The sequence below is a fragment of the Mesorhizobium sp. B2-1-8 genome, from assembly GCF_006442545.2.
In the GTDB taxonomy this organism is placed as follows: Bacteria; Pseudomonadota; Alphaproteobacteria; order Rhizobiales; family Rhizobiaceae; genus Mesorhizobium.
Map to the genome: position 1 here is coordinate 2,048,999 of NZ_CP083952.1, position 22,262 is coordinate 2,071,260.

Genomic DNA, 22,262 nt, shown 5'->3' on the forward strand with positions numbered 1-22,262 from the left:
GCCTCCTATTCCGCCGCCGCGACTGAAAGCGCGCCGTCGCCACGGCGCGTGCGGTGCGCGCGTTTCTGTTTGATCTGTTGCAGCAGCGCCGGATCGGGATCGGCGCCGCCTTCATACGCTTCGAGGAAGTCGAGCAATTCTTCGCGGTAAGCGTAGTAATCCGGGTGGGCGAGCAGCGCCTTGCGCGAACGCGGCCGCGGCAGATCCACCTCCATGATGTTGCCGATGCGGGCGTTGGGACCGTTCGACATCATCACCACGCGGTCGGCCAAGAGGATCGCCTCGTCGACGTCGTGGGTGACGCAGATGGCGGTGACCTGGGTGCGCTTCCAGACATCCATGAGGACGTCCTGGAGTTCCCAGCGCGTCAGCGAATCCAGCATGCCGAACGGCTCGTCGAGCAAAAGCAGCTTGGGCGACAGCGAGAAGGCACGGGCGATGCCGACACGTTGCTTCATGCCGTTGGAGAGTTCGGCGGCCAGCCGGTGCATGGAGTCGCCGAGCCCGACCCGGTGCAGGTAATATTCGATGACGTCCTTGCGCTCGGCCGGCGTCGCATCGGGATAGACGCGGTCGACACCCAGCGCGACATTCTCGCGCGCTGTCAGCCACGGCATCAGCGACGGCGCCTGGAAGACGACGGCGCGCTCGGGTCCGGCGCCGGTCACCTCCTTGCCGTCAAGGACGATGCCGCCGCTGGAAATGCCGTTGAGGCCGGCCGCCATCGACAGCACCGTCGACTTGCCGCAGCCGGAATGGCCGATGAGCGTGATGAATTCGCCCTTCTTCATCTTGAGGTCGAAACCGTCGACGACGGTGACCGGACCCTTTGGTGTCGGATAGACCTTGCGCACCTCGAAGAACTCGACATAGCGCTCCTCGACCGGCGAGGCCGACGCCTCGCGATAGGCTTTCGGCGGCGTGCTCTTCTGAGTGATCGGCACGATTTTCGGCAGTTGGATGCCACTTTCGAGGTCGCCGCCTTCGGCGCCGGCATCGATCAGATACTGGGTCACCGCGGCGCGCAGGCGGATGAATTCCTCGTCATGGTTCATCGCGGCGCGGTTGCGCGGCCGCTCGATGTCGACGCGAAACGACGGCCCGAGCGTCGCCTTCGGCCCCGGTTTCAGGGGGATGATGCGGTCGGCGAGCAGGATCGCCTCGTCGACGTCGTTGGTGATCAGGATGATGGTCTTCTTCTCCTTGCCGCAGATATCGGCCAGTTCGTCCTGCAGCTTCGAACGGGTGAGCGCATCGAGCGCCGACAGCGGCTCGTCGAGGAGAAGAATGTCCGGCCGCGTCGCCAGCGCCCGGGCGACCGAGACGCGCTGGCGCATGCCGCCGGAAAGCTCGGCCGGCTTGCGGTCGATGGCGTGCGAAAGGCCGACCAGCTCGATATAGTCCCGCGTGATCGCCTGCCGTTCGGCCTTCGGCGTGCCCTTCAGGACGGCATCGACCGCCAACGCGACATTACCGTAGACCGAAAGCCACGGCATCAGCGAATAGGACTGGAAGACCACGCCGCGATCGGCACCGGGACCATCGATCTGCTTGCCGCGCACCAGCACGCCGCCGCTATCGGGGCTGATCAGGCCGGCGATCGCCGAAATCAGCGTCGTCTTGCCGGAGCCGGAAAAGCCGACGATGGCGATGAACTCGCCCTCCTCGACCTTGAGGTTGATGTCGGACAGGACTTCGGTGCGCCTGGCTCCCTCGCCATAGGCCTTCGACAGGCCGGTCACTTCAAGAATAGCCATCGCGTCCGCCCTACCTGTTGGCCGAGAAGGTCAGCGCCGACTGCAGCGCGAACATGATGCGGTCGAGCACGAAACCGATGATGCCGATGGTCAGAACCGCGACCATGATGCGGGCGAGCGACGTCGACGAGCCGTTCTGGAATTCGTCCCAGACGAATTTGCCGAGCCCCGGATTCTGGGCCAGCATTTCGGCGGCGATGAGCACCATCCAGCCGACGCCGAGCGACAGCCGCAGCCCTGTGAAGATCAGCGGCAGCGCCGAAGGCAGGACGAGCTTGCGGATCGTCGTGGCGGTCGAGAGCTGCAGCACCTTGCCGACGTTGACGAGATCCTTGTCGATCGAGGCGACGCCGAGCGCGGTGTTGATCAAGGTCGGCCAGAGCGAGCACAGCGTCACGGTGACGGCGGAAATGACCAGCGATTTCGGCAGCGCGTCGCTTGGATCGACATAGAGCGCCGAAACGACCATCGTCACGATCGGCAGCCATGCCAGTGGCGACACGGGCTTGAAGATCTGCACCAGCGGATTGACGGCGCCGTTGAACGTCTTGGAGAGCCCGGAGGCGATGCCGAGCGGCACGGCGACGATCGTGGCGATCAGGAAGCCGAGGCCGACGGTCTCGAGCGAGGTGAGGATCTGGTCGAAATAGGTCGGCTTGCCGGTGTAGGCGCGCTGCTTGACCTGGTCGGCCTTGCCCTCGCTCACCAGCTGCGCGTTGCGCGCCTCGAGCCGCTGGTAGAAGGCGGCTTCCTTTTCGCGCTCGGCCCAGTGGTCGGCCCATAGCACGCCGGCCTGCTGCCAGACCTCGACCGGGCCCGGTATGGCGCCGAGCGAGGTCTGCACGCGCGGAGCGAGCACGCCCCAGGCAGCCAGGAAAACCGCAATGCCAAGCAGCGGGATGACAAGCAGGCGCTTCAATTCGCCAAGCTGCTCGGCGACATTGTCGCCGGCGGCGATCCTGAATATCGGCGCCAACCAGGCGAGGCCGAGCACTTCCAGCCATCGCGCCGCGCCGTTGATGCGCGTGAGCAGACGCTCCTTGCGTTTGGCGCGGGCCACGTCCAACGCGGCGCTTGTTCCGGTTGCAAACGTCATCAGCCGGCGATCTCCGTGCCCTGGATGACCTGCTTGGCCTTCAGCCCGATCGAAAGGCTATCGATATAGGCGTTGGGCTTCTTGCCGTCGTAAGCGATGCCGTCGATGAACTCGGCCGTAGGCGCCTTGTAACCGTCGCTGTCCCAGGGGAAGTCGGCCTTGCCAGCCTTGCCCTCGTCGACCAGCATTTTCGCGGCCTTGAGATAGATGTCGGGCAGGTAGACGGATTTCGCGGTGTCGGCATACCACTGGTCGTCCTTGCCGACCGGGATCTGCCCCCAGCGCCGCATCTGCGTCAGGTACCAGATGGCATCCGAATAGTAGGGATAGTTGGCGAAATGGCGGAAGAAGACGTTGAAGTCGGGAACGTCGCGCTTGTCGCCCTTTTCATATTCGAAGGTGCCAGTCATGGAATTGGCGATCACCGCCTCGTCGGCGCCGACATATTCGGGCTTGGCCAGCATCTTCACCGCCGCCAGCCGGTTGGCGTTGTTGTCCGCGTCCAGCCACATCGCGGCACGGATCAGCGCCTTGGTGATGGCAATCGTGGTGTTTGGGTATTTTTCGGTGAACTCCTTGGTCATGCCGAAGACTTTTTCCGGATTGTTCTTCCAGATCTCGTAGTCGGTGATGACCGGAACGCCGATGCCCTTGAACACGGCGGCCTGGTTCCACGGCTCGCCGACGCAGTAGCCGACGATGGTTCCGGCCTCGAGCGTGGCCGGCATCTGCGGCGGCGGCGTCACCGAGAGCAGCGCATCCGCCTTGATCTGGCCCGATATGTCGTCCGGCGAATAGAAGCCCGGGTTGATGCCGCCCGAAGCCAGCCAGTAGCGCAGCTCGTAATTGTGCGTCGAAACCGGGAAGACCATGCCCATGTTGAACGGCCTTCCCTCGGCCTTGAACTTGTCGATGACGGGCTTCAGGGCATCGGCTTTGATCGGATGGACGGGCTTGCCGTCCGCGACCGGGATGTGGGCCTTCATCATTTCCCATACGGCGTTGGAAACGGTGATGCCGTTGCCGTTGAGATCCATGGAAAAGGGCGTGACGAGTTCGGCCTTGGTGCCGTAGCCGATGGTCGCGGCAAGTGGCTGGCCGGCCAGCATGTGGGCGCCGTCGAGCTGACCGGTGATGACGCCGTCGAGCAGGACCTTCCAGTTGGCCTGCGGCTCGAGCGTCACATAGAGGCCTTCATCCTCGAAGTAGCCGAGCTCCTTGGCGACGGCGAGCGGCGCCATGTCGGTCAGCTTGATGAAGCCGAACTTGAGCTCGTCCTTCTCGACGGCAAGCATTTCGGCACGGGCCGGAATTGGAAACAGCGTCTTTGCGGCGACGAACAGCCCCGCCGTCAGCGCACTGCTGGCAAGAAAATCGCGGCGCGTGAAATCCTTGAGGGACGTGCCAGTTCCGATCCGTTTCGTCATCGTCGTCTCCGGTTGGGGCGCCGCTTGGGATCAGCGCCGTCGATTGCGTGTTCGGGTCAAAAACAAAAAAGCCGCCGTCCAGGCCCTCGCGTCCGTACATCCGGGATCGCGTGTCGACCTGAGCGGCAGCTTTGCCTGTGGGCGCCCATCGTTGGACGCCTGTTCCGTTGCCCGCGAAGGGCTCGTTTATTTCAAAGCAGGAACCGTGCCAGTTTTTCCCTCAGCAGGAATTTCTAATGAAATCAGCTGGATCGCCGACTCATGGTTCGGCCGCGCCGGCAACGGATAAGGTCAAACATTGACCAATCCGGTCGATGGATCGCATAAATTTTGTGCAATGCACAAGAATGGCGCGCAAATGCTCAGGGGTGCGACTGGCTCGCAATATAGGCGTCGATCTCATCGGGATCGAAGATCTGGCCGTCGAAGAAGCCGTCCGGGCCGAGCACCAGGCTTGCACCCGCCGAGCCCACCGGAGTCGCCACCTTCAGCGCGCCTTCGACCTTGGCGTTGGCGCCGGGCAGCGCGACGCCGAGCGGCTTCAGCGCCGAGCGGTAGAGGTCGGGCCGGTAGCAATCGCGGGCGATGGCAAGGTTTTCCGGAGTGTGTGCGACGTGGCCCCAGCGGACCATCTGCGTGTAGAACCACAGCGAATGGCTCTTCCAGGGAAAGTTGGCGGCCTTGCCGAAAGGCAGGAAGAAGTCCTCGACGGTCCGTTGTGCTCCGCCGCCGAGCTGCAGATGCCCGGTCAGGATCGGCATCTCAATGGCCGCCTTCTGGCCGAGGAAGCCGGGCTGTGCCATCAGCGCCGCCAGTTCGCCACGATTTGCCGCGTCCTGGCACCAGCGGGCGGAGTGGTGCAGCGCCCTCAGCAGCGCCGCCAGCGCGTCCGGCTGCTCTTGCGCCCAGGCCTTGCGCGCGCCGATAACTTTCTCCGGGCTGTTGCGCCAGAGCAGCGCCTTGACTGTGACGATATGGCCGGTGCCGGCTGCCACCGCGGCGCTGTTCCAGGGTTCGCCGACGCAATAGCCGTCGATGCGGCCGGCGGCCAGCGCATCGGTCATGAAGGGCGGCGGCACGATGACGATCTCGATCTCGAGGTCCGGGTCGACACCGCAGGCGGCGAGCCAATAGCGCAGTTCGTAATTGTGCCCGGAATGCGGATGCACGACGGCAAAGCGCAGCGGCTCGCGGCCGGCGGCCGCCCGCTCGCGGATGAACGCACCGAGGGCTGCGCCGGCACGTGCCGGATCGAGGTCCGATACGGCTCCATGCGCCGCCATGCTTTCCCAGACGGCGTTGGAGACGGTGACGCAGTTGCCGCCGAGCCCCAGCGAAAAGGGCACGATGGTCTCGGAGGCGAGGGGGGTGAGACCAAGATTGCAGGCAAGCGGCATCGGCCCGAGCATGTGCGCGAGGTCGAAATGGCCGATGGCGATGCGGTCGCGGATGTTGGCCCAGGAGGTCTCGCGGTGCAGGATGAGATCGATGCCTTCGCGCGCGGCAAAGCCCAGTTCGCCGGCCGCGACCAGGACGGCGCTGTCGAACAGCGGCATGAAGCCAGCGGTGATCTGGTGCTCGGCGCCCATGTCTATTCGTCCTCCGCCGGTCCGAGAAGCCCGGCGGCAGTCACCAGGCTCTGGGCGATATCGCTGATCTTGCGGTTCTGGTTCATCGCCGTCTTGCGCAGCAGCGTGTAGGCGGCTTCTTCGGTCAGGCCGCGCGACTTCATCAGGATGCCCTTGGCGCGGTCGATCACCTTGCGGCTCTCGAGTTCGCTGCGCGCCTCTTCCAGTTCGCGCGCCATGCGCGAGAAAGCGTTGAAGCGGCTCACCGCCATGTCGAGGATCGGCTTGACGCGCTCCTGCCTCAACCCGTCGACGACATAGGCCGAAACGCCGGCATCGACAGCCGCCTCGATCGAGGCCTGGTCGGAGCGGTCGACGAACATGGCGATCGGCCGCTTCACCGCACGCGACAGCTGGAACATGTTTTCCAGCATGTCCCGGTTGGGGTTTTCCAGGTCGATGACGATGACGTCCGGCTCGATCTCGGCGATGCGGCGCGCTATGCCGCTGACGTCATGGACGACGGTGACCCGCTCATGGCCGGCCTCGCGCAAGCCGGCCTCGATTATCGAAGCGCGGATGCGGTTTTCGTCGATCACCAGGACGGCGAGTGAAGTTCGGATCATGGCCGCATTGTGGGCATGCTCGGGAATTTGTGCAATGCGGCATACCCACCGGCCTTGGAAGGTCGGTGGCTAAGCCCAGAATGCTTGGTGGCGAAAAGTATCTGCCTAGCAGGAGACGCCGATCAGCCGCAGACGCGAACGTCTTCGATCACCCTGTGGTGGTGACGCCAATGCACGACCGTCTCGATGTGGCAGCGGTGGTGCCGGTGGTGCCAGCGGTAACCGTCATTGCCGTAGTCATCGTACTGAGCGTTCTGGTCGCCATTATACTGGTTGTCATAACGGCGCACATGATGACGGCGAACGACCACTCCGGAATTGTCATCCGAGGAATATTGGTTGCCGTCGTCGGACTGGATTGTCACACTTGCAGCCTGCGTAGGCGCAATCGCTGCCGCTGTCGCGGCAAACGCCAGCATCGAGGCCAAAATCAATTTCTTCATTCCATCCTCCTGAATGTTCAATGCAAATAAACTCGCGGAAGAACCGGGTGTTCCGCTCAAATCCACACACGCTTTGCTACGCCGGCGACATCAAGGCGTTATCGGCCACGTGCTACAGGTGGACGAAGGCGGTCAGCGGCAGATGGTCGGAGGCCACGCGCGACAGCGGCGTGTCATGCGCTTCGACGGTCGCGATCATGCCGTGCCGGTTGGCCATGATCCGGTCGAGCGCCAGCAGCGGCAGGTTGGACGGGAAGGTGGGGACTGCCGGCGGCTGCGGGCCGAAGGTCGCGTGCAGCGTGTTCAGCGCGGAGCGGTTTCCGAGCCGCCATTCGTTCAGATCGCCGAGCAGGAGCGTCGGCTTCTCGTCGGGGCTGTTCATGAGATCGAGCACGACCTGGGCCTGCTGCGAGCGGGAGCGGCGCAGCAATCCCAGATGGGCCGCGATGATGCGCAAGGACTGATTTCCATCGAGATCGATCTCCGCCACCACGGCGCCGCGCGGTTCGAGACCCGGAAGCCTGATCTGATGCACGTCGCGAACGACGCCTCTTTTGAACAGCAGGACATTACCGTGCCAGCCATGGCCTTTGCCCGTTGCGGAAATGGGCACCGGCACGAGGCCGGTTTCCAGTTCGAGACGGTGCAGGTCGAGAAGCCCGACACGGTCGCCGAAACGACTGTCGGCCTCCTGCAGGGCGATGAGGTCGGGGGCGATCTCGCGGATGACGCGGCTGGTGCGGTCGGGATCGAACTTGCGGTCGACGCCGATGCATTTGTGGACGTTGTAGGAGGCGACCAGCGTCCCGGTGACGCCACCCTTCTTCGGCGACAAGGCGTTGGCCTTGCGCATCCGCCTGTCGCGAATGGACAGGAGCACGCTGGCCGGCAGGCTGCGCCCGTTCATTCGCATAGCGCGCCGATCATCCTTGCTGTTCTCACCATGCACCTAGAAATAGAGTCTTTCAGCCTATGTTCCATGGTCGGCGACACGCTATCGGGCAAACATGTCGTTTTGTTAAAGGCAGGTTTTTTCTCGGAGGTAGTGGTTTTTCTAGAGATAGGGCGATCCTAGCCAAAGGATGCGGTCGAACAGGCGGATGATGAACGGCCGGGCGCGCAAGGAGGCCAGCGTGACAGGGACGGCCGTTTCGATCGCCGATCCGATCCGGGTCTCGATCTCGGTGGCAAAACCTGCGTCGAGGACCTCCAGATCGATCTCGAAGTTGAGCCGCAGCGAGCGGGCGTCGAGGTTGGAGGACCCGACATAGGCCCACACGCCGTCGATCGAAAGCAGCTTGGAATGGTCGAAGGAGCCTTTCGTGCGCCATATGCGGCAATAATTCTTCAGGATCTGGTCGAATTGGGCGGTCATGGCGCGGTCGACAAGGAAGAGATTGTTCACCGCCGGCACCACGACATCGATCTCGACACCGCGCCTCGCCGCGGTGATCAAGGCACTGATCAGTTCCCGGTCCGGCAGGAAATAGGGCGACATCAGCCGGATCGACTTGCGCGCGACCGAGAAGGCGCCGATCAGCAGTTTGTGGTTGGTTTCGTTGCTGGCATCCGGCCCCGATGCGACCGCACGCACCAGCATCGGCTGGCCGGCGGGCGGTGAAACCGGCGTGATCCGCCAGGCATCGCCCTTCAGCGCCTCCTTGGTGGCGAAGCGCCAGTCTTCCGCGGCGACCGAGAAGAGATCGGCGACAACAGGTCCGGTGACCTGGAAATGCGTGTCCCTGGCGCTGTTCGACCCGGCGAACTCCGCCGAAAAACCCTTGCGGATGTTCATGCCGCCGGTAAAGGCAACCGTGCCGTCCACCACCAGGATCTTGCGGTGGGTCCGCAGGTTGGCATAGGGCAGGCGCAGGCCCATGACGATGTTGCCGTTGAAGACATCCGCCGTGATGTTGGCGCTGCGCAGATGCCCCAGGATGCTCGGGACGGAGTAGCGGGCGCCGACGGCATCGATCAGCACACGGACGGTGACGCCGCGCCGGACAGCGCCGGCCAGCGCTTCGACGAAAAGCAGGCCGACGGCGTCATTGTCGAAAATATAGGTCTCGAGCAGGACGCTGCGCTCGGCCCCGTCGATGGCCGCGCACATGGCGGGGTAGGCCTCGTCGCCGCTCTCCAGCACGTCGATTGCATTTCCCGGATTGAGCGCGCGCCGCGCCACCCTGTCGCCCAGCGTCCGGAGGCCGGTGAAGCGCTGTCCGTAGCGCTCGATGATCAACGCCTCTTCGGCGGCGACGTCGCGCTCATGCTTGGCCGACACCAGGCCATCGGCAAGCGGGCGCTGTGCGCTGATCGTGGCGCGGCGGATGCGGTTGATGCCGGCCACCAAATAGATCAGCACGCCGAGGATCGGCGACAGCACCATGACGCCGACCCAGCCGGTGGCGGCGCGGACGTCCTCCTTGGTCATGACGGCATGGGCAATGCCGATGGTCGCCATCACCACCGAGATGATCGCCAGTATTCGGGGCCAGTGAATCGCCAGGGTTTCGAACATTGCCGGGACTATCCAGCGAGCGCCCGCAGAAGGCAATGCAGCCGGCGATGTCTGCACCGCCCATTGGCCGCGCGGCGCTGCCGGTTGCGTCTACGGATGCGAGAACGGCTGGCGCACGGTTATTTGAGCAAGCAAACCAGGACGCTGAAGCGGCGTCCACCCCTGACCCCAGGAAAGCATAGAGCCGGTGTGATCCGGCGTCGTCCCGTGCTGCTTTGGTCCTCCAGGGCTTCCTGTACTTTGGAACCGCATCCGTTGTATATCAAAGGGAATGAAATTGCCGATGTAACACTTCGGCTGAAGGCGAAGGGGGGCGCCGGATGATGACGTTCAACTTCGAAGGGCCGGGCGACGGCGATATGTCGGCCGACTGCCAGGACCAGTTGCTGCCTCTCATCAATGAAATCGTCCAGGCGGCGGTGGCTGCCGGCTGGAACCGGGACGACGTTCTTCTGGCTTTCGTGGAACTCGCCTGGGATCTGTACGAGAACCGGCGCGGTGATCTGTAGCCGCGGGCCGTCAATCACCGGCTCTGTGCGTGGCCTTCAGCCTCCATCAGTGGTTGACGAGAATACAGAATCGCATGACCGGTCGTGTCGGGCCGGTCGGCAAAATTCCGGGATGGCGAAGACCTCGCACGAAGCGAAATGAAACGCTCGTCATCGCCGACCAATCTTTCTTTTCCCGAATAAAGATTTTTCTTTGCGCGTGGGGGTTCTTCCCAAGCCAAGGTGCGTGCGTTACCTTGGCTTCGGGTCGGGAAAGGGGATTTGAGACGGCGTCGAGACGACTGAGGCAGCGCGAATGAAACATGCGGACGAGGCTCGGGAAAGCGGCGTTTCCCGGGGCATCGATCGAGAGCGGACAGCTCGATTGGACAACATTCCTGAAAGTGCCGGTCCGCGAAGGGCCGCGCAAGGAAGCGTGATCTATTCCGTTGGCGGGCCAGGCTCGCAGACATTTCCTGCCAGGGAACATTCCGTAGCGATCGTGCTTGCGTCCATGCGGTCTGCGCATTGTTCGCTGTCGGACGGATCGATCCCATGAGCGGGCCTGACGGTGCGGGTCCGCTGCCATCAATCACGAATTGTTTTTGGGGGGAACGGGGAAGAAGGCCTCGGGTTGAACTTCATCCGGGACATATCAGGAGGCCGAAGAATGCCGGGCGATGATCATTTCCCCGGGTCGGTTTCCCGAATCAGTTCGGCCCGGCAGCCGGAGTTCAACGCAAAAGGCGGGCTTTCTCCTCGCGGCGCACGCAAGGTGCAGGACTTCCTGCGCGAGAACTTCACCCGCAAGCTGACGCTTGCCGAGATGGCTGCGGTGTGCGCACTTTCGCCCTCTCACTTCGTGCGGGCGTTTGCCAGGACGTTCGGGGTGCCGCCGCATCAATATGTTCTCGACCTGCGGCTGGACCTTGCCGAAAGGCTGCTTGCCGATAGCCGCATGACGATCGCGGATATCGCTCATTCCAGCGGATTTTCAAGCCAGAGCCATTTTACCACCGTGATGAAGAAATACCGGCAGGTGACGCCGCTGCAGGCGCGGGTGGGCAAGCTTAACGCCAAGGTTAGATGAGGCGCCGCTCGCGACAATGTTTGATTACTTGGTTTTAAAGCAGTAGCTAAGGTAACTAGCTATTAACCTCTGTCCGGTTGCTCGGATCTTTTCTCACAAGACAGCAATATCATGAAATACCGCAATCAGGAATCATGTCTTCCTGTCATGGATTGGAATTGTCAGACGATTCCATGCCGGCCAGCGGAGAGGGCACCATGACCGACAATCGGATTTCGAGCGGCTCGCTTGTTGTGCAGCGCCGCGCGGCGCATTTCGCCGGGCATTGGATCGCGGGGGCCGATCTGGGCTCGCGCTCCGTTCGCCGGCGCCTGATGGCCGTGCTGCGCATGGCCCATTGCGTGCTCGGGATGGGGCGCAAGGAACATGGGCTCGGCATGCTCGGCGCCGGCCGGATTGCGGCGGCGCTGGCTGTCGCAGGTCTCGGAAGCATCGCCACGCCGGCGCTGGCGCAGTATGCGGCCGGCGGCGGAACAGCGACTGGCGCTGGCTCGGTCGCGGTTGGTCCTTCCGCCAACGCGTCTGGGCTGCGTGGCATCGCTCTTGGCTCTGGAGCAACGCAGGCAGGGATCGATTCCATCGCCCAAGGCACCAACGCCAACGCTGGTAGCCAGAATGCCGTCGCGATCGGCTTTGGAACGATCTCCTCCGCGATAAACTCCATCTATCTTGGCTCGCGCACCGCCCCCGGGACAGGCGTCACCGCTCAGAGCGCCATCGGCATTGGCACGGATGTGACGGCATCCCAGGTCGACGCCATCGCGATAGGACGTCAATCCCTTGCGTCTGCACAATATTCGGTTGCTCTAGGCCTGAACGCGAAAGCCACGGGCACCGGCGGTGCGATGGCTCTGGGGCAGGGCACGATCTCAAACAACATCAATACGGTCGCGCTTGGCGTTCAAGCCCAGGCCACCGGAGCCGGCGCCAACGCCTTGGGCACCCAATCCGTTGCTTCGGGAGGGAACTCTACTGCCGTCGGCACCAGCTCCGCGGCTAGCAGCAATTATGCGACAGCGGTAGGCTGGGGCACCGTCGCCAGCGGCGCCAGTTCCACCGCCGTCGGCCGTGAGGCCGTTGCATCGGCCCTCGACGCAGCCGCGTTTGGATACCTAGCCAAGGCATCAGGCCAATACGGTACCGCCATCGGACCCAATGCCAACGCCACAGCCACGTCCAGCACCGCGATCGGCCAGAACGCGTTTGCAACCGACGTTCAAGCGACCGCTCTCGGCGTGGGAGCGGCTGCCTCCGCTTCCAATTCCACTGCCGTAGGCAGCCTGGCCGCTGCCGGCGGCGTAAACTCGGCGGCACTCGGCAGTACCTCCAATGCTTCGGGCAATTTTGCCCTGGCCCTGGGCAATCAGGCTGTGTCGAGCGGGATCGGTTCGGTCTCGGCAGGCTCCGGAGCCCAGGCCACGGACGTCTCAGCTACCGCGCTCGGCAACAACGCCAAGGCGACTGCCGCGAGCGCAAGCGCGCTGGGTCTGGGCGCCACTGCGAGCGGTATAAACAGCACGGCGGTCGGCAAGCAGGCTAATGCAAGCGCGCAGGATGCCATCGCCATGGGCACCAGCGCCACAGCCAACTCGGCCCAGTCGGTCGCCATCGGCACGAACGCGACGGCGACCGGCGGCAAGGCCGTTTCCATCGGTTCCGGCAACACCGCCTATGGCGATGGCGCGGTCTCCATCGGCGATCCGAGCTATGCCAGCGGTACCGGCGCCTTCACCGGCGGTGCCAACAACATCGCCAACAGCGACGGCACGGCAACCGCCACGGCCGGGAACATGGCCGCAGGCGCCGTCGCGATTGGCAACAACAACAAGGCGATCGGGCAAGGCTCCGTGGCGCTCGGCAACGGCTCCACGGCGGGTGCTGCCGGCCTCGCAGGCAACATCGCGCTGGGCGACGGCGCGACGGCGGCGGCGAGTTCCGGCGACGTGGCGCTTGGCTCCGGTTCGACGACCGTCGCGGCGGTCGCTACGCCTAGTGCCGTGATCAACGGCACCACTTATGCCTTCCAGGGCATCAACCCGACCTCGACGGTCAGCATCGGCGCGCCCGGCGCCGAACGCACGCTCACCAATCTGGCGGCGGGGCGGATCAGCGCGCTCTCGACCGACGCGATCAACGGCTCTCAGCTCTTCGCCACCAACCAGGCGGTGGACGCCATCGGCGCCGCCATTAACAGCATCAATGTCGGCGGCGGCATCAAATATTTCCATGCCAACTCCACGCTGGCGGATTCGCAGGCGCTGGGCACCGATTCCGTCGCGGTCGGCCCGAATGCCGTGGCCAACAATGCCGGCGACGTCGCGATCGGCCTCAATTCGGCATCGGGGCCAACCACGGTTGTCGGCGGCGCGACGATCGGCGGCGTCAACTACAGCTTCGCCGGCGGCACGCCGGCCGGCGCCTTCTCCGTCGGCTCGGCCGGCGCCGAGCGCCAGATCCAGAATGTCGCGGCCGGGCAGTTGAACGGCGGTTCCACCGACGCCGTCAATGGTTCGCAGCTCTTCGCCACCAACCAGCAGGTGACGCAGAACACCACCGACATCGCCGCCATCGGCGGCAACATCGCCAATCTCGGCAACACGATCAACAACATCGCCGGCGACACCTCGACCGCCTATACCGACGCCAATGGCGTGGGCATCCGCTATGCCCGCACCAACGAGGCCGGACTGGCGCAGACCGATTCCTTCGCGCAGGGCGTCGGTTCGACGGCCGTCGGCTACCAGGCGACCGCGACCGGCGACAGCGCGCTGGCGCTCGGACGCGGCAGCGCGGCCAGCATCGACGGCAGCGTGGCGCTCGGCTCGGGTTCGGTCTCCGATCGCGCGATCGCTCCCGCTTCCGGGCAGATCGCCGCCGGTCCGTCGAACTTCATCCAGTACAACACCACCGACAAGACGCTGCTCGGCGCCGTTTCGGTCGGCACCGCCACCGCCTACCGGCAGATCACCAACGTCGCCGACGGCACGCAGGACCAGGACGCCGTGACGGTGCGCCAGCTGGCGGGGGCGATCGCGGCGGTCTCAGCCACCTCGACGAAGTATTTCCATGCCAATTCGACCGCCGGCGACTCGCTGGCGGTCGGTGCGGAATCGGTCGCGGTCGGCCCGACCACGGTCGTCAATGGCGACAATGGCGTCGGCATCGGCAATGGCGCCATCGTCGACCAGACGGCGCCCGGCGGCACGGCCATCGGCCAGAACGCCCATGTCATGCTGGCCGACGGTATCGCGCTCGGCACCGACTCGACAGCTTCAGGCGTCCAGTCGGTGGCGCTCGGCGCCGGCGCCCAGAGCACCTTCGCCAACAGCGTCGCACTGGGTGCCTCGTCGATCACCTCGGTCGGCGCGCAGGCCGGCTACACCGCCTTTGGCCTGACCGCCGCGCAGACTTCCGCCGGCGAAGTGTCGTTCGGCGCCGCAGGCGCCGAACGCAAGCTCACCAATGTCGCGGCGGGCTCGGCCGACACGGACGGCGTCAACGTTTCGCAATTGCGCGGCGTCTCGCAAAACGTGTCCAACCTGTTTGGCGGCGGCACCACGGTCAATCCCGACGGCTCGATCACCGGCCCGACCTACACCATCCAGGGCAACAACTATTCGACCGTCTATGATGGCTTCACCGCTGTCGACAATGCGCTGACCAACATCAACAATGGCGGCGGCATCAAGTATTTCCACGCGAATTCGACGCTGGCCGACTCGGTCGCAGGCGGTGCCAATGCCGTGGCGATCGGGCCGGAGAGCGTGGCGAGCGGCACCGACAGCCTGGCCGCGGGCCATGGCTCGACAGCCACCGGGCAAGGCGCCGTCGCGCTTGGCCAGGGCGCACAGGCCAACAACGCCAGCGATGTCGCGCTCGGTTCGGGCTCGGTGTCGCAGGCCGCGGTCGGCACGTCCGACACGGTCATCAACGGCAAGACCTACGCCTTTGCCGGGACGACCCCGACCGGAACCGTCAGCGTCGGCGACGCCGGCTCCGAGCGGACGATCACCAATGTCGCCGCCGGACGCGTTTCTTCCGACAGCACCGATGCGATCAACGGGTCGCAGCTCTACGCCACCAACACGGCGATCGAGGATCTGACCAAAACGATCGGCGGCATCGGCGGTACCGTCCAAAACACCGTGCAATACGACACCGTCAACAATCCGGACGGATCGACGACCAAGACCAACAAGATAACGCTGCAGGGCGGCGACCCGAATGCGCCTGTCGTCATCTCCAATGTCGGCCCCGGCGTTGCCGGCACCGACGCGGTCAACGTCAACCAGCTGAACCTGAACCTGGCTCAGAGCAAGACCTATACCGACCAGGTGGCGGTCACGACGTTGCAGCAGGCCAACAATTATACCGACCAGAAACTGGGCCAGCTCAATTCCGACATCAGTGGCATCAGGGACGAAGCACGGCAGGCGGCGGCAATCGGACTGGCGGCGGCCTCGCTGCGCTATGACGACCGTCCCGGCAAGCTGAGCGTGGCGGCGGGCGGTGGCTTCTGGCGGGATTCGAGCGCCTTTGCCTTCGGCGCTGGCTACACCAGCGAGGACGGCCGCATCCGTGGCAATGTGTCCGGCACGGCGGCAGGCGGAAATGTCGGTGTCGGCGCCGGCCTGAGCTTCACCTTGAACTGAGGCGGGCAACAGGGCGGCAATGAACAGGCGAACCGGCCATGACAGGCTAGACGCGAATCCGGGGAAACCATCTGGTTTTCCCGGATTTGCCATGGCATGCCTGACCTGCCTGGCGCTTGCCGGCGGGCTGGCGCCGGCTGCCGGGCAGGTGGCTTCGCCCTACAGGGTCAAGCCCTCCGACGTGGTCGTGCCTCCCGATGCGAAGCTCGGACAATACCAGCGCACCATCCGTCCCTTCGAGAACTGGACGCTGATCTGCGACGAGAACCTCAAGGCGCGCAAGAAGGTCTGCAACGTCTCGCAGGTGATCGAGGACGGCGCCGGCAAGATGGCGTTCAGCTGGTCGCTCGCAGCCACCCAGGATGGCAAGCCCTACATGATCCTGCGCACCGCGCCGAACGCCAGGAGCGACGGGCTGGTATCGCTGAAGTTCGATGGGCGCGCCGAGCCGATCGACGTGCATCTGAATGGCTGCAACGAAATGGTCTGCGTCGGCATGCTGCCGGTCGGACCCCTGATGCGCCAGGAGATCGCGCAGAAGGCAACGCCGGCGATTTCCTACCCGACCGTCGATGGCCAGACCATTACCGTCACCGCAACGCTCAAGGGGCTGTCCGAGGCCCTTGCGCCAGTCAAATAACAGAGGCAGCACCGTGAGCCAGCAAGACCCATTCATCTCCGCGACGCGCAGCAATCCGACCGTTGAGCCGGACCGCAGAAGGATCGTCGAGCCGGACCGCAAGAGCAGTGTCGAGCCGCCGCGGCGGTGGCCGCGCATCGTCGGATTGTCGCTGCTGGGGCTGGTCATGATGGGCATTGGCTTTGCCGGCGCGAACTATGCCGCGATCGCCGGTCTGGTCGGCAGCCCGACGGCCGCACAGGCCGAGGCGGCCGCCGCTCCCGCACTGCCGGACTCGCCCTTCCTCCAGCACGTCAAGCAGGCCGGCGTACAGGCCTGCTCGACCGTCTTTCCGGTGCTCGGACAGCTTTTGACGACCGGCACGAAATACAGTGTCAAATCCCTGTGGAACGACCAGGCCGCCGACAAGCACGCCGTCCAGGCCTTCGTCGGCATGGACTATGCCACGGACCGTTACAGCGGGCCGGCGGCCGGCGTGGTCTTCGCGTCGCCCACCGCTTCGGGCTGCGAGGGCGCGATGGTGCGGGTGGCGCCGTTCGCCAGTCCGTGCGCGGACATTCCGTCCGTTCTTCCGCAAGGCAGCAAGATCACCGACCATCTCGGACAGGTCGAGGTGTACGAGCTTGGCGGCAACACGGGCGAAGCGCTTCTGCTGCCGACGGGCAATACATGCGTGGTGATTTCCATCGCATCGGCGGCCAAGTGAGGATGTCAGGCGAACGGGCGAGACGCCCTGGAAAGGATTGCGGACCATGAAATCGCGACGTTTGACAGTCTTGTGCATGGCCTTGCTGTGGAGCGGGCAGGTGGTCTCGGCCGACTTGGTGGAGCCGTCCGAGCCGCCACAGGAGGAGAAAGGCATCTGGGCGGCAATCGCCTACTCCCAGACCGATACCAGGTACGGCTTCTTCTGGGGCGCCGACAAGCGGCAGGAAGCGAAGGACATAGCGCAGAAATATTGCGAGAATGCCGGTGGAAAAGCCTGCAACGTCGTTGCCGTGTTCCGCAATCACCGCCATTGGACGGACGACGACGAGACTGGATTTCCCTACAAGCATTGCGGCGCGCTCGCCGTCGCCGACAAGGTGGAGCACCGGTTCACCCCATGGGGCGTGAACTCGGCCGAGACCCGCCGGGAGGCGGAGGATCTCGCCCTGCAGGCCTGCGAGGCAGGGGGGATCCAATGCAAGATCCGCGAATGGGTCTGTACGTGACGGTAATCACGGGCTCTCGAAGCCGATACTTTGGGCATTTGCCCGGCACCGAAAAGAAGGCCGCATTCATTGGTTCGTAGACATTTTTGCCTGAAGGCAATCGCCATCTGCGCGGCTGCCTTCGCTGCTTCGCTGCCGGCTGCTTTCGCGCAACAGCAGCAGGCGGCGTCGCTTCCGAACGGCGCATCGTCCCTCCAGGAAACCTATCAGGACTGGCAACTGGCCTGCGGCATGCAGGACAATGCCCGGGTCTGCACGGTCACGCAGGACCAGACGCAGAAAAACGGCCAGAGGCTTCTGGCCGTGGAACTGCGCGTGGGGCAGAAGGGCGGATTGACCGGAACCTTGCTGCTGCCCTTCGGCATCCTGTTCGAGCCCGGCGTGGCGGCGCAGATCGACGACCAGCAGCCCGTCGGACCTCTGAAGTTCAGGTCCTGCCTGCCGAATGGCTGCGTGGCGCTGTTTCCGATCGACCGGGCGCTGGCGCAGAGGCTCAAGGCAGGCACCGAGCTCAAGCTCAACGTCACCACCGCGGCCGAGACCCCGCTGAGTTTTCCGGTGTCGCTGAAAGGCCTCGGCGCCGCCCTTGATCGCATGGCCGCGCTCAGCGCACGTTGACGAGCGGCCCGGGCGGACCGGCCCTGGCTCGAAATCGCAGACGGTGCGGTCGGGCGAAAGCCGTCTGCCAGCTCTGACATCCACATGCGGAACCGGCGGTGCAAGCTTCAAGGTATTTCCCTCGTTGGCTTGCCGGGTTGCTAGACTAGTATGGTGCCGGCAGGTGCCTGCCAGGGCGGCTCGATGAATCTTCTCGTGGCTGGGTTCCTTCGCCCGCTTTCCAGCCTGGCCATGACCGTTGCAGCAAGCACCTCCCACCCGATCGGCCATTCAAAAGGCCCATTGCAGCGCGAGGCCGACCACGGACAGTCCCATTGCGATCGTCGCGAGCCATCCGAGGAGGCGCAGCCAACCCTCAACGGGGAATTCGCCCATGATGTCGCAACGTCCGGTCATCAGCATCATGACGACCATGACTGGGACGGCGCATATGCCGTTGATGACGGCGCTCCAGTAAAGCGCCTTGATCGGATCGATCGGCGTGAGCATGATACCCATTCCCAGCACCACCGCGGCGGCCAAGGTCGCATAAAATGCTATCGCGTGCTTCGGCTTGCGCTCCAGTCCCACTGGCCAACGGCGCGCCTCGCCCACGGCGAATGCGGCCGAACCCGCGAGAACCGGCACCGCCAGAAGGCCCGTGCCGACAATCCCCATTGCAAAGATCACAAATGCGAATTTGCCCGCGACCGGCTCCAAGGCCTTGGCCGCATCGGTGGAGGAATTGATGTCGGTCACTCCGGCCTCGTGCAGGGTGGCGGCCGTTGTAACGATGATTGCAATGGCTATCAGGTTCGAAAAAGCCATGCCCGCCAAGGTGTCGGCGCGAATGCGCTGGAAGGCACGGGTCGCTTGCCATGGTGCCCGCTTTAGCGGCTTGGCCTTCGGGTCGATCGTCTCCTCTTCGACCTCTTGCGAGGCTTGCCAGAAGAACAGGTAGGGAGAAATCGTGGTGCCGAGTATGGCCAGAAATGTCGTGAAGAACGCTCGGTTCCATTCCACGTGGGGAAGAACTACCCCCTTGAGGGCCTCGCCCCATGGGATATCAGCCAGAAACGCGGCCACCACGTAGGCAAAAAGGCTCAGCGTCGTCCATTTCAGGATCGTGACGTATCGGCTGTAGTCGAGAAAGACGATCGCCAAAACGCATGCCACGCCGAACGCGACGACGTAAAGCGAGCTCGGGCCGCCCACCAGCAATCGCAGCGCGTCAGCCATCGCGCTCAGGTCCGCCCCGATGTTGATCACGTTGGCGACGAACAAAAGCAAGGCTACAAAATACATCAGGGGAGACGGGTAGTGTCGGGCCAGATTGCCGGAAATACCTCGGCCTGTCGTCCGGCCTATCCGCGCCGCTATCTCCTGGATCGCGACCATGAGCGGAAAAGTGAATACCATGGTCCAGCCGACGCTGAACCCCAGCTGGGCGCCCGCTTGGCTGTACGTGCCGATGCCCGAAGGGTCGTCGTCCGAAGCGCCTGTGATGAAACCAGGTCCGATTGTGCGCAGGAATCGCTGGAATGGCCCTCTTGCCCGAATGTTGCTCTGCTTCCCGGAGACTTCGGCGCTCATGTTGCCCATGCAGGTGCTCCAGAAACGCGGTCCCTTCGATATCCGCTCGAAGCAAAATTCAGCGATCGCCGTTCGGTTCCTTTAGCTATTGCTGAAACATCGTTGGTATCTTGCTTTCGGTGGCGCCTTGCCCATCGGAATGCCGCGCATTGGGCGGCACCGTTCGCACTGACGGCCGGGCGAGCAATCGAGCCAGCCGGCTCAGGCCAAATCGCTTCTGGTCGACGGCTTTGTGGACCGATAGCGGGAGTGCGCTACCGCCTTTCCCCACATTCAGAAAACCCCGCGATATTCTTGCGGTGCTGGGCATGAGAACACCGTTTTCAGGGATGCCTCAACCTCATTCGAATGAGCTGCTACAATGCCATGAGCGCGCAGTGCGGGTGGAACCATTTCCTCTCGAGTGACCTCTAGGAGTGTAGCGGCGCGCCTCGTGCATGGCCGTCAACGACAAACACCGCGCTCGCTTCGCTGACGATGGACACGTGTTCCCTGGCGGCTTTGCCAGCAGCAGCGCCATCGCCGCGCAGGATCGCGGTGACGATGGCGTCATGCTCCTGCCAGGACTTCGCCAGGCGTCCGGCCAGCCTGAACTGGGCGCGGCGAAAGGGGGCCAGCCGGCTGCGCGTCGTCGCGGTCAATTCGTGGATGTGCGTGCTGTGGGCACCGCGATAGAGCCGGCTGTGGAACTCGGTGTTGAAGTACTCATAGTCCTCCTCGGCACCCAGCCGTACCAGCCGCGCCGAGGCCTGATGCTCGACCTCGAGCGCGCGGCGCTCGCTGCCGGTCATTCGCTCGGCGCAGAAGCGCGCGCATATGCCTTCCAGCTCGGCCATGCTTTCGAACATCGAGGCGAGGTGCTCCTGCGTGACGACGGCGACGATGGCGCCCCTGTTGGGCCGCCGCTCGACCAGGCCCATGGCGCTGAGTTGGCCAAGCGCCTCGCGCACCGGCGTGCGTGACACCTCGAAGCGGGCGGCAAGCGAGACCTCGTCGAGTTTTTCGCCGGGACGCAGCACGCCGGTAACGATGCGGTCGCCGATCGCCCTCACCATCTGATCGACGGTCGTGCCCGCCCGGATCAAGCTGCGCTTTCCCGACAAAACTGCTTCGCCTCCCGTGCTTCGGTGTTCCAGGTCCCTGAAACCCTGCGGCCGAACGGCACGATCCCGACTCGGCCGCACCCTCTATGCCTATGTTTTAATCTTCTTGTCAAATTGTCTGTTTTCAAGGCAAAAAGTGCATGCAATTGCCTTTCGCTTGTGCATGGTTCCTCACAAGGATGATTGATTTTATTGATGAAATTTTGAAACTCGAATTGGCACAACGATTGCATGCACTTTCTTGAGAAGGCGTTAACCGACCCGGAAAGGGTCCTATCCTATTAGGGGAGCATAAGAGATGACCGACCGATTCATGCTTAGCCGTCGCCAGTTGCTCAAGACCTCAGCCGCCGGAGCCGCATTAGGGCTTGCCTCCGCAGCCTTTCCCGGCAGCAAGGCATTCGCCGCCGCTGCCGTGGTCGGCTTCATCTATGTCGGGCCGAAGGACGACTACGGCTACAACCAGGCGCATGCCGAGGGTGCCGCAGCGCTGAAGGGCATGGAGGGTATCACCGTCGTCGAGGAGGAGAACGTGCCGGAGACGGTCGATGTCCAGAAGACGATGGAATCGATGATCAACCTCGACGGCGCCTCGCTGATCTTCCCGACCTCCTTCGGCTATTTCGACCCCCACATGCTGGCCATGTGCGCGAAATTCCCCGACGTGCAGTTCCGCCATTGCGGCGGCATGTGGGACAAGGCCAAGCATCCGATGAATGCCGGTTCGTATTTCGGCTATATCGGCATGGGCCAGTATCTCAACGGCGTGGTCGCAGGCCACACCTCGAAGACCAAGAAGCTCGGCTTCGTCGCGGCCAAGCCGATCCCGCAGGTGCTGCTCAACATCAACTCCTTCCTGCTCGGCGCACGCTCGGTCGATCCGTCCATCACCTGCCAGGTCATCTTCACCGGCGAATGGTCGCTGGCGGTCAAGGAAGCGGAAGCCACCAACGCGCTGGTCGACCAGGGCGCCGACGTCATCACCTGCCATGTCGACAGCCCGAAAGTGGTGGTCGAGACGGCCGCCGGGCGCGGCGCCTTCGTCTGCGGCTATCATGCCAACCAGAGCCCGCTGGCGCCCGAGAAATACCTGACCGGCGCCGAGTGGAACTGGGCCAAGGTCTACAAGATGTTCGTCGACGATCTGGTGGCCAGCACGCCGCTGCCCAACTTCACGCGCGGCGGACTGGCCGACGGTTTCGTCAAGATGAGCCCGCTCGGCCCCGCCGTCGGCGAGCCGGCGCGCAAGCAGTTCGACGCCACGCTGGCCGAAATGATGAAGGGCGGCTTCGCCGTCATCAAGGGACCGCTGAAGAGCAACAAGGGCGCTGTCGTCGCCACCGCGGGCCAGGCGTTCCCGGAGACCGCCATCGAACTCGAAAGCATGGACTATCTGGTCGAGGGCGTCGTCGGCTCGACCGCCTGATCTGAGGGGAACGGGGCGATGACG

General features: G+C 64.0%; 18 protein-coding genes. 8 read left to right on the forward strand and 10 right to left on the reverse strand.

Annotation, left to right across the window (positions count from 1 at the left end; translation table 11 throughout):
• Positions 1–5 precede the first annotated feature (5 nt).
• The 8 genes from FJ970_RS10050 to FJ970_RS10085 form a co-directional block, all read right to left on the reverse strand.
• A complete protein-coding gene (locus tag FJ970_RS10050; protein WP_140755842.1) occupies positions 6–1,757 on the reverse strand; it encodes an ABC transporter ATP-binding protein in 1,752 nt (583 codons plus the stop codon).
• Between the two features lie 10 nt (positions 1,758–1,767).
• Positions 1,768–2,853 carry an ABC transporter permease gene (locus tag FJ970_RS10055; protein ID WP_140755840.1) on the reverse strand — a complete coding sequence of 362 codons (1,086 nt, stop codon included), beginning with the start codon at positions 2,851–2,853 and terminating at the stop codon, positions 1,768–1,770.
• Positions 2,853–4,280, reverse strand: a complete 1,428-nt coding sequence (locus FJ970_RS10060; RefSeq protein WP_140755838.1) for a CmpA/NrtA family ABC transporter substrate-binding protein — start codon at positions 4,278–4,280, stop codon at positions 2,853–2,855. The genes FJ970_RS10055 and FJ970_RS10060 overlap by 1 nt, the downstream gene beginning before the upstream one ends.
• Before the next feature lie 362 nt (positions 4,281–4,642).
• The gene (locus tag FJ970_RS10065) at positions 4,643–5,869 is read right to left on the reverse strand and encodes a CmpA/NrtA family ABC transporter substrate-binding protein (RefSeq protein ID WP_181178315.1); all 1,227 of its coding nucleotides are present in this window, start codon (positions 5,867–5,869) and stop codon (positions 4,643–4,645) included.
• Between the two features lie 2 nt (positions 5,870–5,871).
• Positions 5,872–6,474: an ANTAR domain-containing response regulator gene (locus tag FJ970_RS10070; protein WP_140755834.1), complete on the reverse strand. Its 603-nt coding sequence runs from the start codon at positions 6,472–6,474 to the stop codon at positions 5,872–5,874.
• Positions 6,475–6,596: 122 nt separating this feature from the next.
• Positions 6,597–6,917, reverse strand: coding sequence for a hypothetical protein (locus FJ970_RS10075; RefSeq protein ID WP_140755832.1), 321 nt, complete (start codon positions 6,915–6,917; stop codon positions 6,597–6,599).
• 112 nt (positions 6,918–7,029) lie between these two features.
• Positions 7,030–7,830, reverse strand: a complete 801-nt coding sequence (locus FJ970_RS10080; protein WP_140755830.1) for an endonuclease/exonuclease/phosphatase family protein — start codon at positions 7,828–7,830, stop codon at positions 7,030–7,032.
• Between the two features lie 141 nt (positions 7,831–7,971).
• Positions 7,972–9,435, reverse strand: coding sequence for a phospholipase D-like domain-containing protein (locus FJ970_RS10085; protein ID WP_140755828.1), 1,464 nt, complete (start codon positions 9,433–9,435; stop codon positions 7,972–7,974).
• A 320-nt stretch (positions 9,436–9,755) separates the two neighbouring features.
• Here FJ970_RS10085 and FJ970_RS10090 point away from each other — a divergent pair, with 320 nt between their 5' ends.
• The 7 genes from FJ970_RS10090 (at position 9,756) to FJ970_RS10120 (ending at position 18,137) form a co-directional block, all read left to right on the forward strand.
• Positions 9,756–9,944 (forward strand): hypothetical protein, encoded by a 189-nt coding sequence (locus FJ970_RS10090; RefSeq protein ID WP_181178313.1) that lies wholly within the window; start codon positions 9,756–9,758, stop codon positions 9,942–9,944.
• Positions 9,945–10,593: 649 nt separating this feature from the next.
• A complete protein-coding gene (locus tag FJ970_RS10095; RefSeq protein ID WP_227792068.1) occupies positions 10,594–11,013 on the forward strand; it encodes an AraC family transcriptional regulator in 420 nt (139 codons plus the stop codon).
• A 197-nt stretch (positions 11,014–11,210) separates the two neighbouring features.
• On the forward strand, positions 11,211–15,665 hold the full coding sequence (locus FJ970_RS10100) for a YadA-like family protein (protein WP_140755824.1): 4,455 nt from the start codon (positions 11,211–11,213) through the stop codon (positions 15,663–15,665).
• A gap of 91 nt (positions 15,666–15,756) precedes the next feature.
• A complete protein-coding gene (locus FJ970_RS10105; RefSeq protein WP_140755822.1) occupies positions 15,757–16,305 on the forward strand; it encodes an invasion associated locus B family protein in 549 nt (182 codons plus the stop codon).
• 13 nt (positions 16,306–16,318) lie between these two features.
• The gene (locus FJ970_RS10110) at positions 16,319–17,011 is read left to right on the forward strand and encodes a hypothetical protein (RefSeq protein WP_140755820.1); all 693 of its coding nucleotides are present in this window, start codon (positions 16,319–16,321) and stop codon (positions 17,009–17,011) included.
• Positions 17,012–17,057: 46 nt separating this feature from the next.
• On the forward strand, positions 17,058–17,519 hold the full coding sequence (locus FJ970_RS10115) for a DUF4189 domain-containing protein (protein ID WP_140755818.1): 462 nt from the start codon (positions 17,058–17,060) through the stop codon (positions 17,517–17,519).
• 69 nt (positions 17,520–17,588) lie between these two features.
• Entirely contained in the window at positions 17,589–18,137 is a 549-nt protein-coding gene (locus FJ970_RS10120) for an invasion associated locus B family protein (protein ID WP_140755816.1), read from the forward strand.
• Between the two features lie 270 nt (positions 18,138–18,407).
• On the opposite strand, the gene FJ970_RS10125 is transcribed toward FJ970_RS10120, so the two are convergent.
• Together FJ970_RS10125 and FJ970_RS10130 are read right to left on the reverse strand one after the other, a co-directional pair.
• Positions 18,408–19,709: an Nramp family divalent metal transporter gene (locus FJ970_RS10125; RefSeq protein ID WP_415752042.1), complete on the reverse strand. Its 1,302-nt coding sequence runs from the start codon at positions 19,707–19,709 to the stop codon at positions 18,408–18,410.
• 410 nt (positions 19,710–20,119) lie between these two features.
• Positions 20,120–20,794, reverse strand: coding sequence for a GntR family transcriptional regulator (locus FJ970_RS10130; protein ID WP_140755812.1), 675 nt, complete (start codon positions 20,792–20,794; stop codon positions 20,120–20,122).
• A gap of 316 nt (positions 20,795–21,110) precedes the next feature.
• Between FJ970_RS10130 and FJ970_RS10135 the strand changes: the two genes are divergently transcribed.
• Positions 21,111–22,238: a BMP family ABC transporter substrate-binding protein gene (locus FJ970_RS10135; protein ID WP_140755810.1), complete on the forward strand. Its 1,128-nt coding sequence runs from the start codon at positions 21,111–21,113 to the stop codon at positions 22,236–22,238.
• The last annotated feature ends 24 nt before the right edge of the window (positions 22,239–22,262 follow it).

Bases quoted from the DNA above. Each gene is read 5' to 3' on its own strand.
- FJ970_RS10135 (WP_140755810.1), top strand. From the start codon at position 21,111: ATGACCGACCGATTCATGCTTAGCCGTCGCCAGTTGCTCAAGACCTCA.
- FJ970_RS10050 (WP_140755842.1), bottom strand. From the start codon at position 1,757: ATGGCTATTCTTGAAGTGACCGGCCTGTCGAAGGCCTATGGCGAGGGA.
- FJ970_RS10060 (WP_140755838.1), bottom strand. From the start codon at position 4,280: ATGACGAAACGGATCGGAACTGGCACGTCCCTCAAGGATTTCACGCGC.
- FJ970_RS10055 (WP_140755840.1), bottom strand. From the start codon at position 2,853: ATGACGTTTGCAACCGGAACAAGCGCCGCGTTGGACGTGGCCCGCGCC.
- FJ970_RS10100 (WP_140755824.1), top strand. From the start codon at position 11,211: ATGACCGACAATCGGATTTCGAGCGGCTCGCTTGTTGTGCAGCGCCGC.
- FJ970_RS10085 (WP_140755828.1), bottom strand. From the start codon at position 9,435: ATGTTCGAAACCCTGGCGATTCACTGGCCCCGAATACTGGCGATCATC.
- FJ970_RS10075 (WP_140755832.1), bottom strand. From the start codon at position 6,917: ATGAAGAAATTGATTTTGGCCTCGATGCTGGCGTTTGCCGCGACAGCG.
- FJ970_RS10065 (WP_181178315.1), bottom strand. From the start codon at position 5,869: ATGGGCGCCGAGCACCAGATCACCGCTGGCTTCATGCCGCTGTTCGAC.
- FJ970_RS10115 (WP_140755818.1), top strand. From the start codon at position 17,058: ATGAAATCGCGACGTTTGACAGTCTTGTGCATGGCCTTGCTGTGGAGC.
- FJ970_RS10095 (WP_227792068.1), top strand. From the start codon at position 10,594: ATGCCGGGCGATGATCATTTCCCCGGGTCGGTTTCCCGAATCAGTTCG.
- FJ970_RS10070 (WP_140755834.1), bottom strand. From the start codon at position 6,474: ATGATCCGAACTTCACTCGCCGTCCTGGTGATCGACGAAAACCGCATC.
- FJ970_RS10105 (WP_140755822.1), top strand. From the start codon at position 15,757: ATGGCATGCCTGACCTGCCTGGCGCTTGCCGGCGGGCTGGCGCCGGCT.
- FJ970_RS10125 (WP_415752042.1), bottom strand. From the start codon at position 19,709: ATGAGCGCCGAAGTCTCCGGGAAGCAGAGCAACATTCGGGCAAGAGGG.
- FJ970_RS10090 (WP_181178313.1), top strand. From the start codon at position 9,756: ATGATGACGTTCAACTTCGAAGGGCCGGGCGACGGCGATATGTCGGCC.
- FJ970_RS10080 (WP_140755830.1), bottom strand. From the start codon at position 7,830: ATGCGAATGAACGGGCGCAGCCTGCCGGCCAGCGTGCTCCTGTCCATT.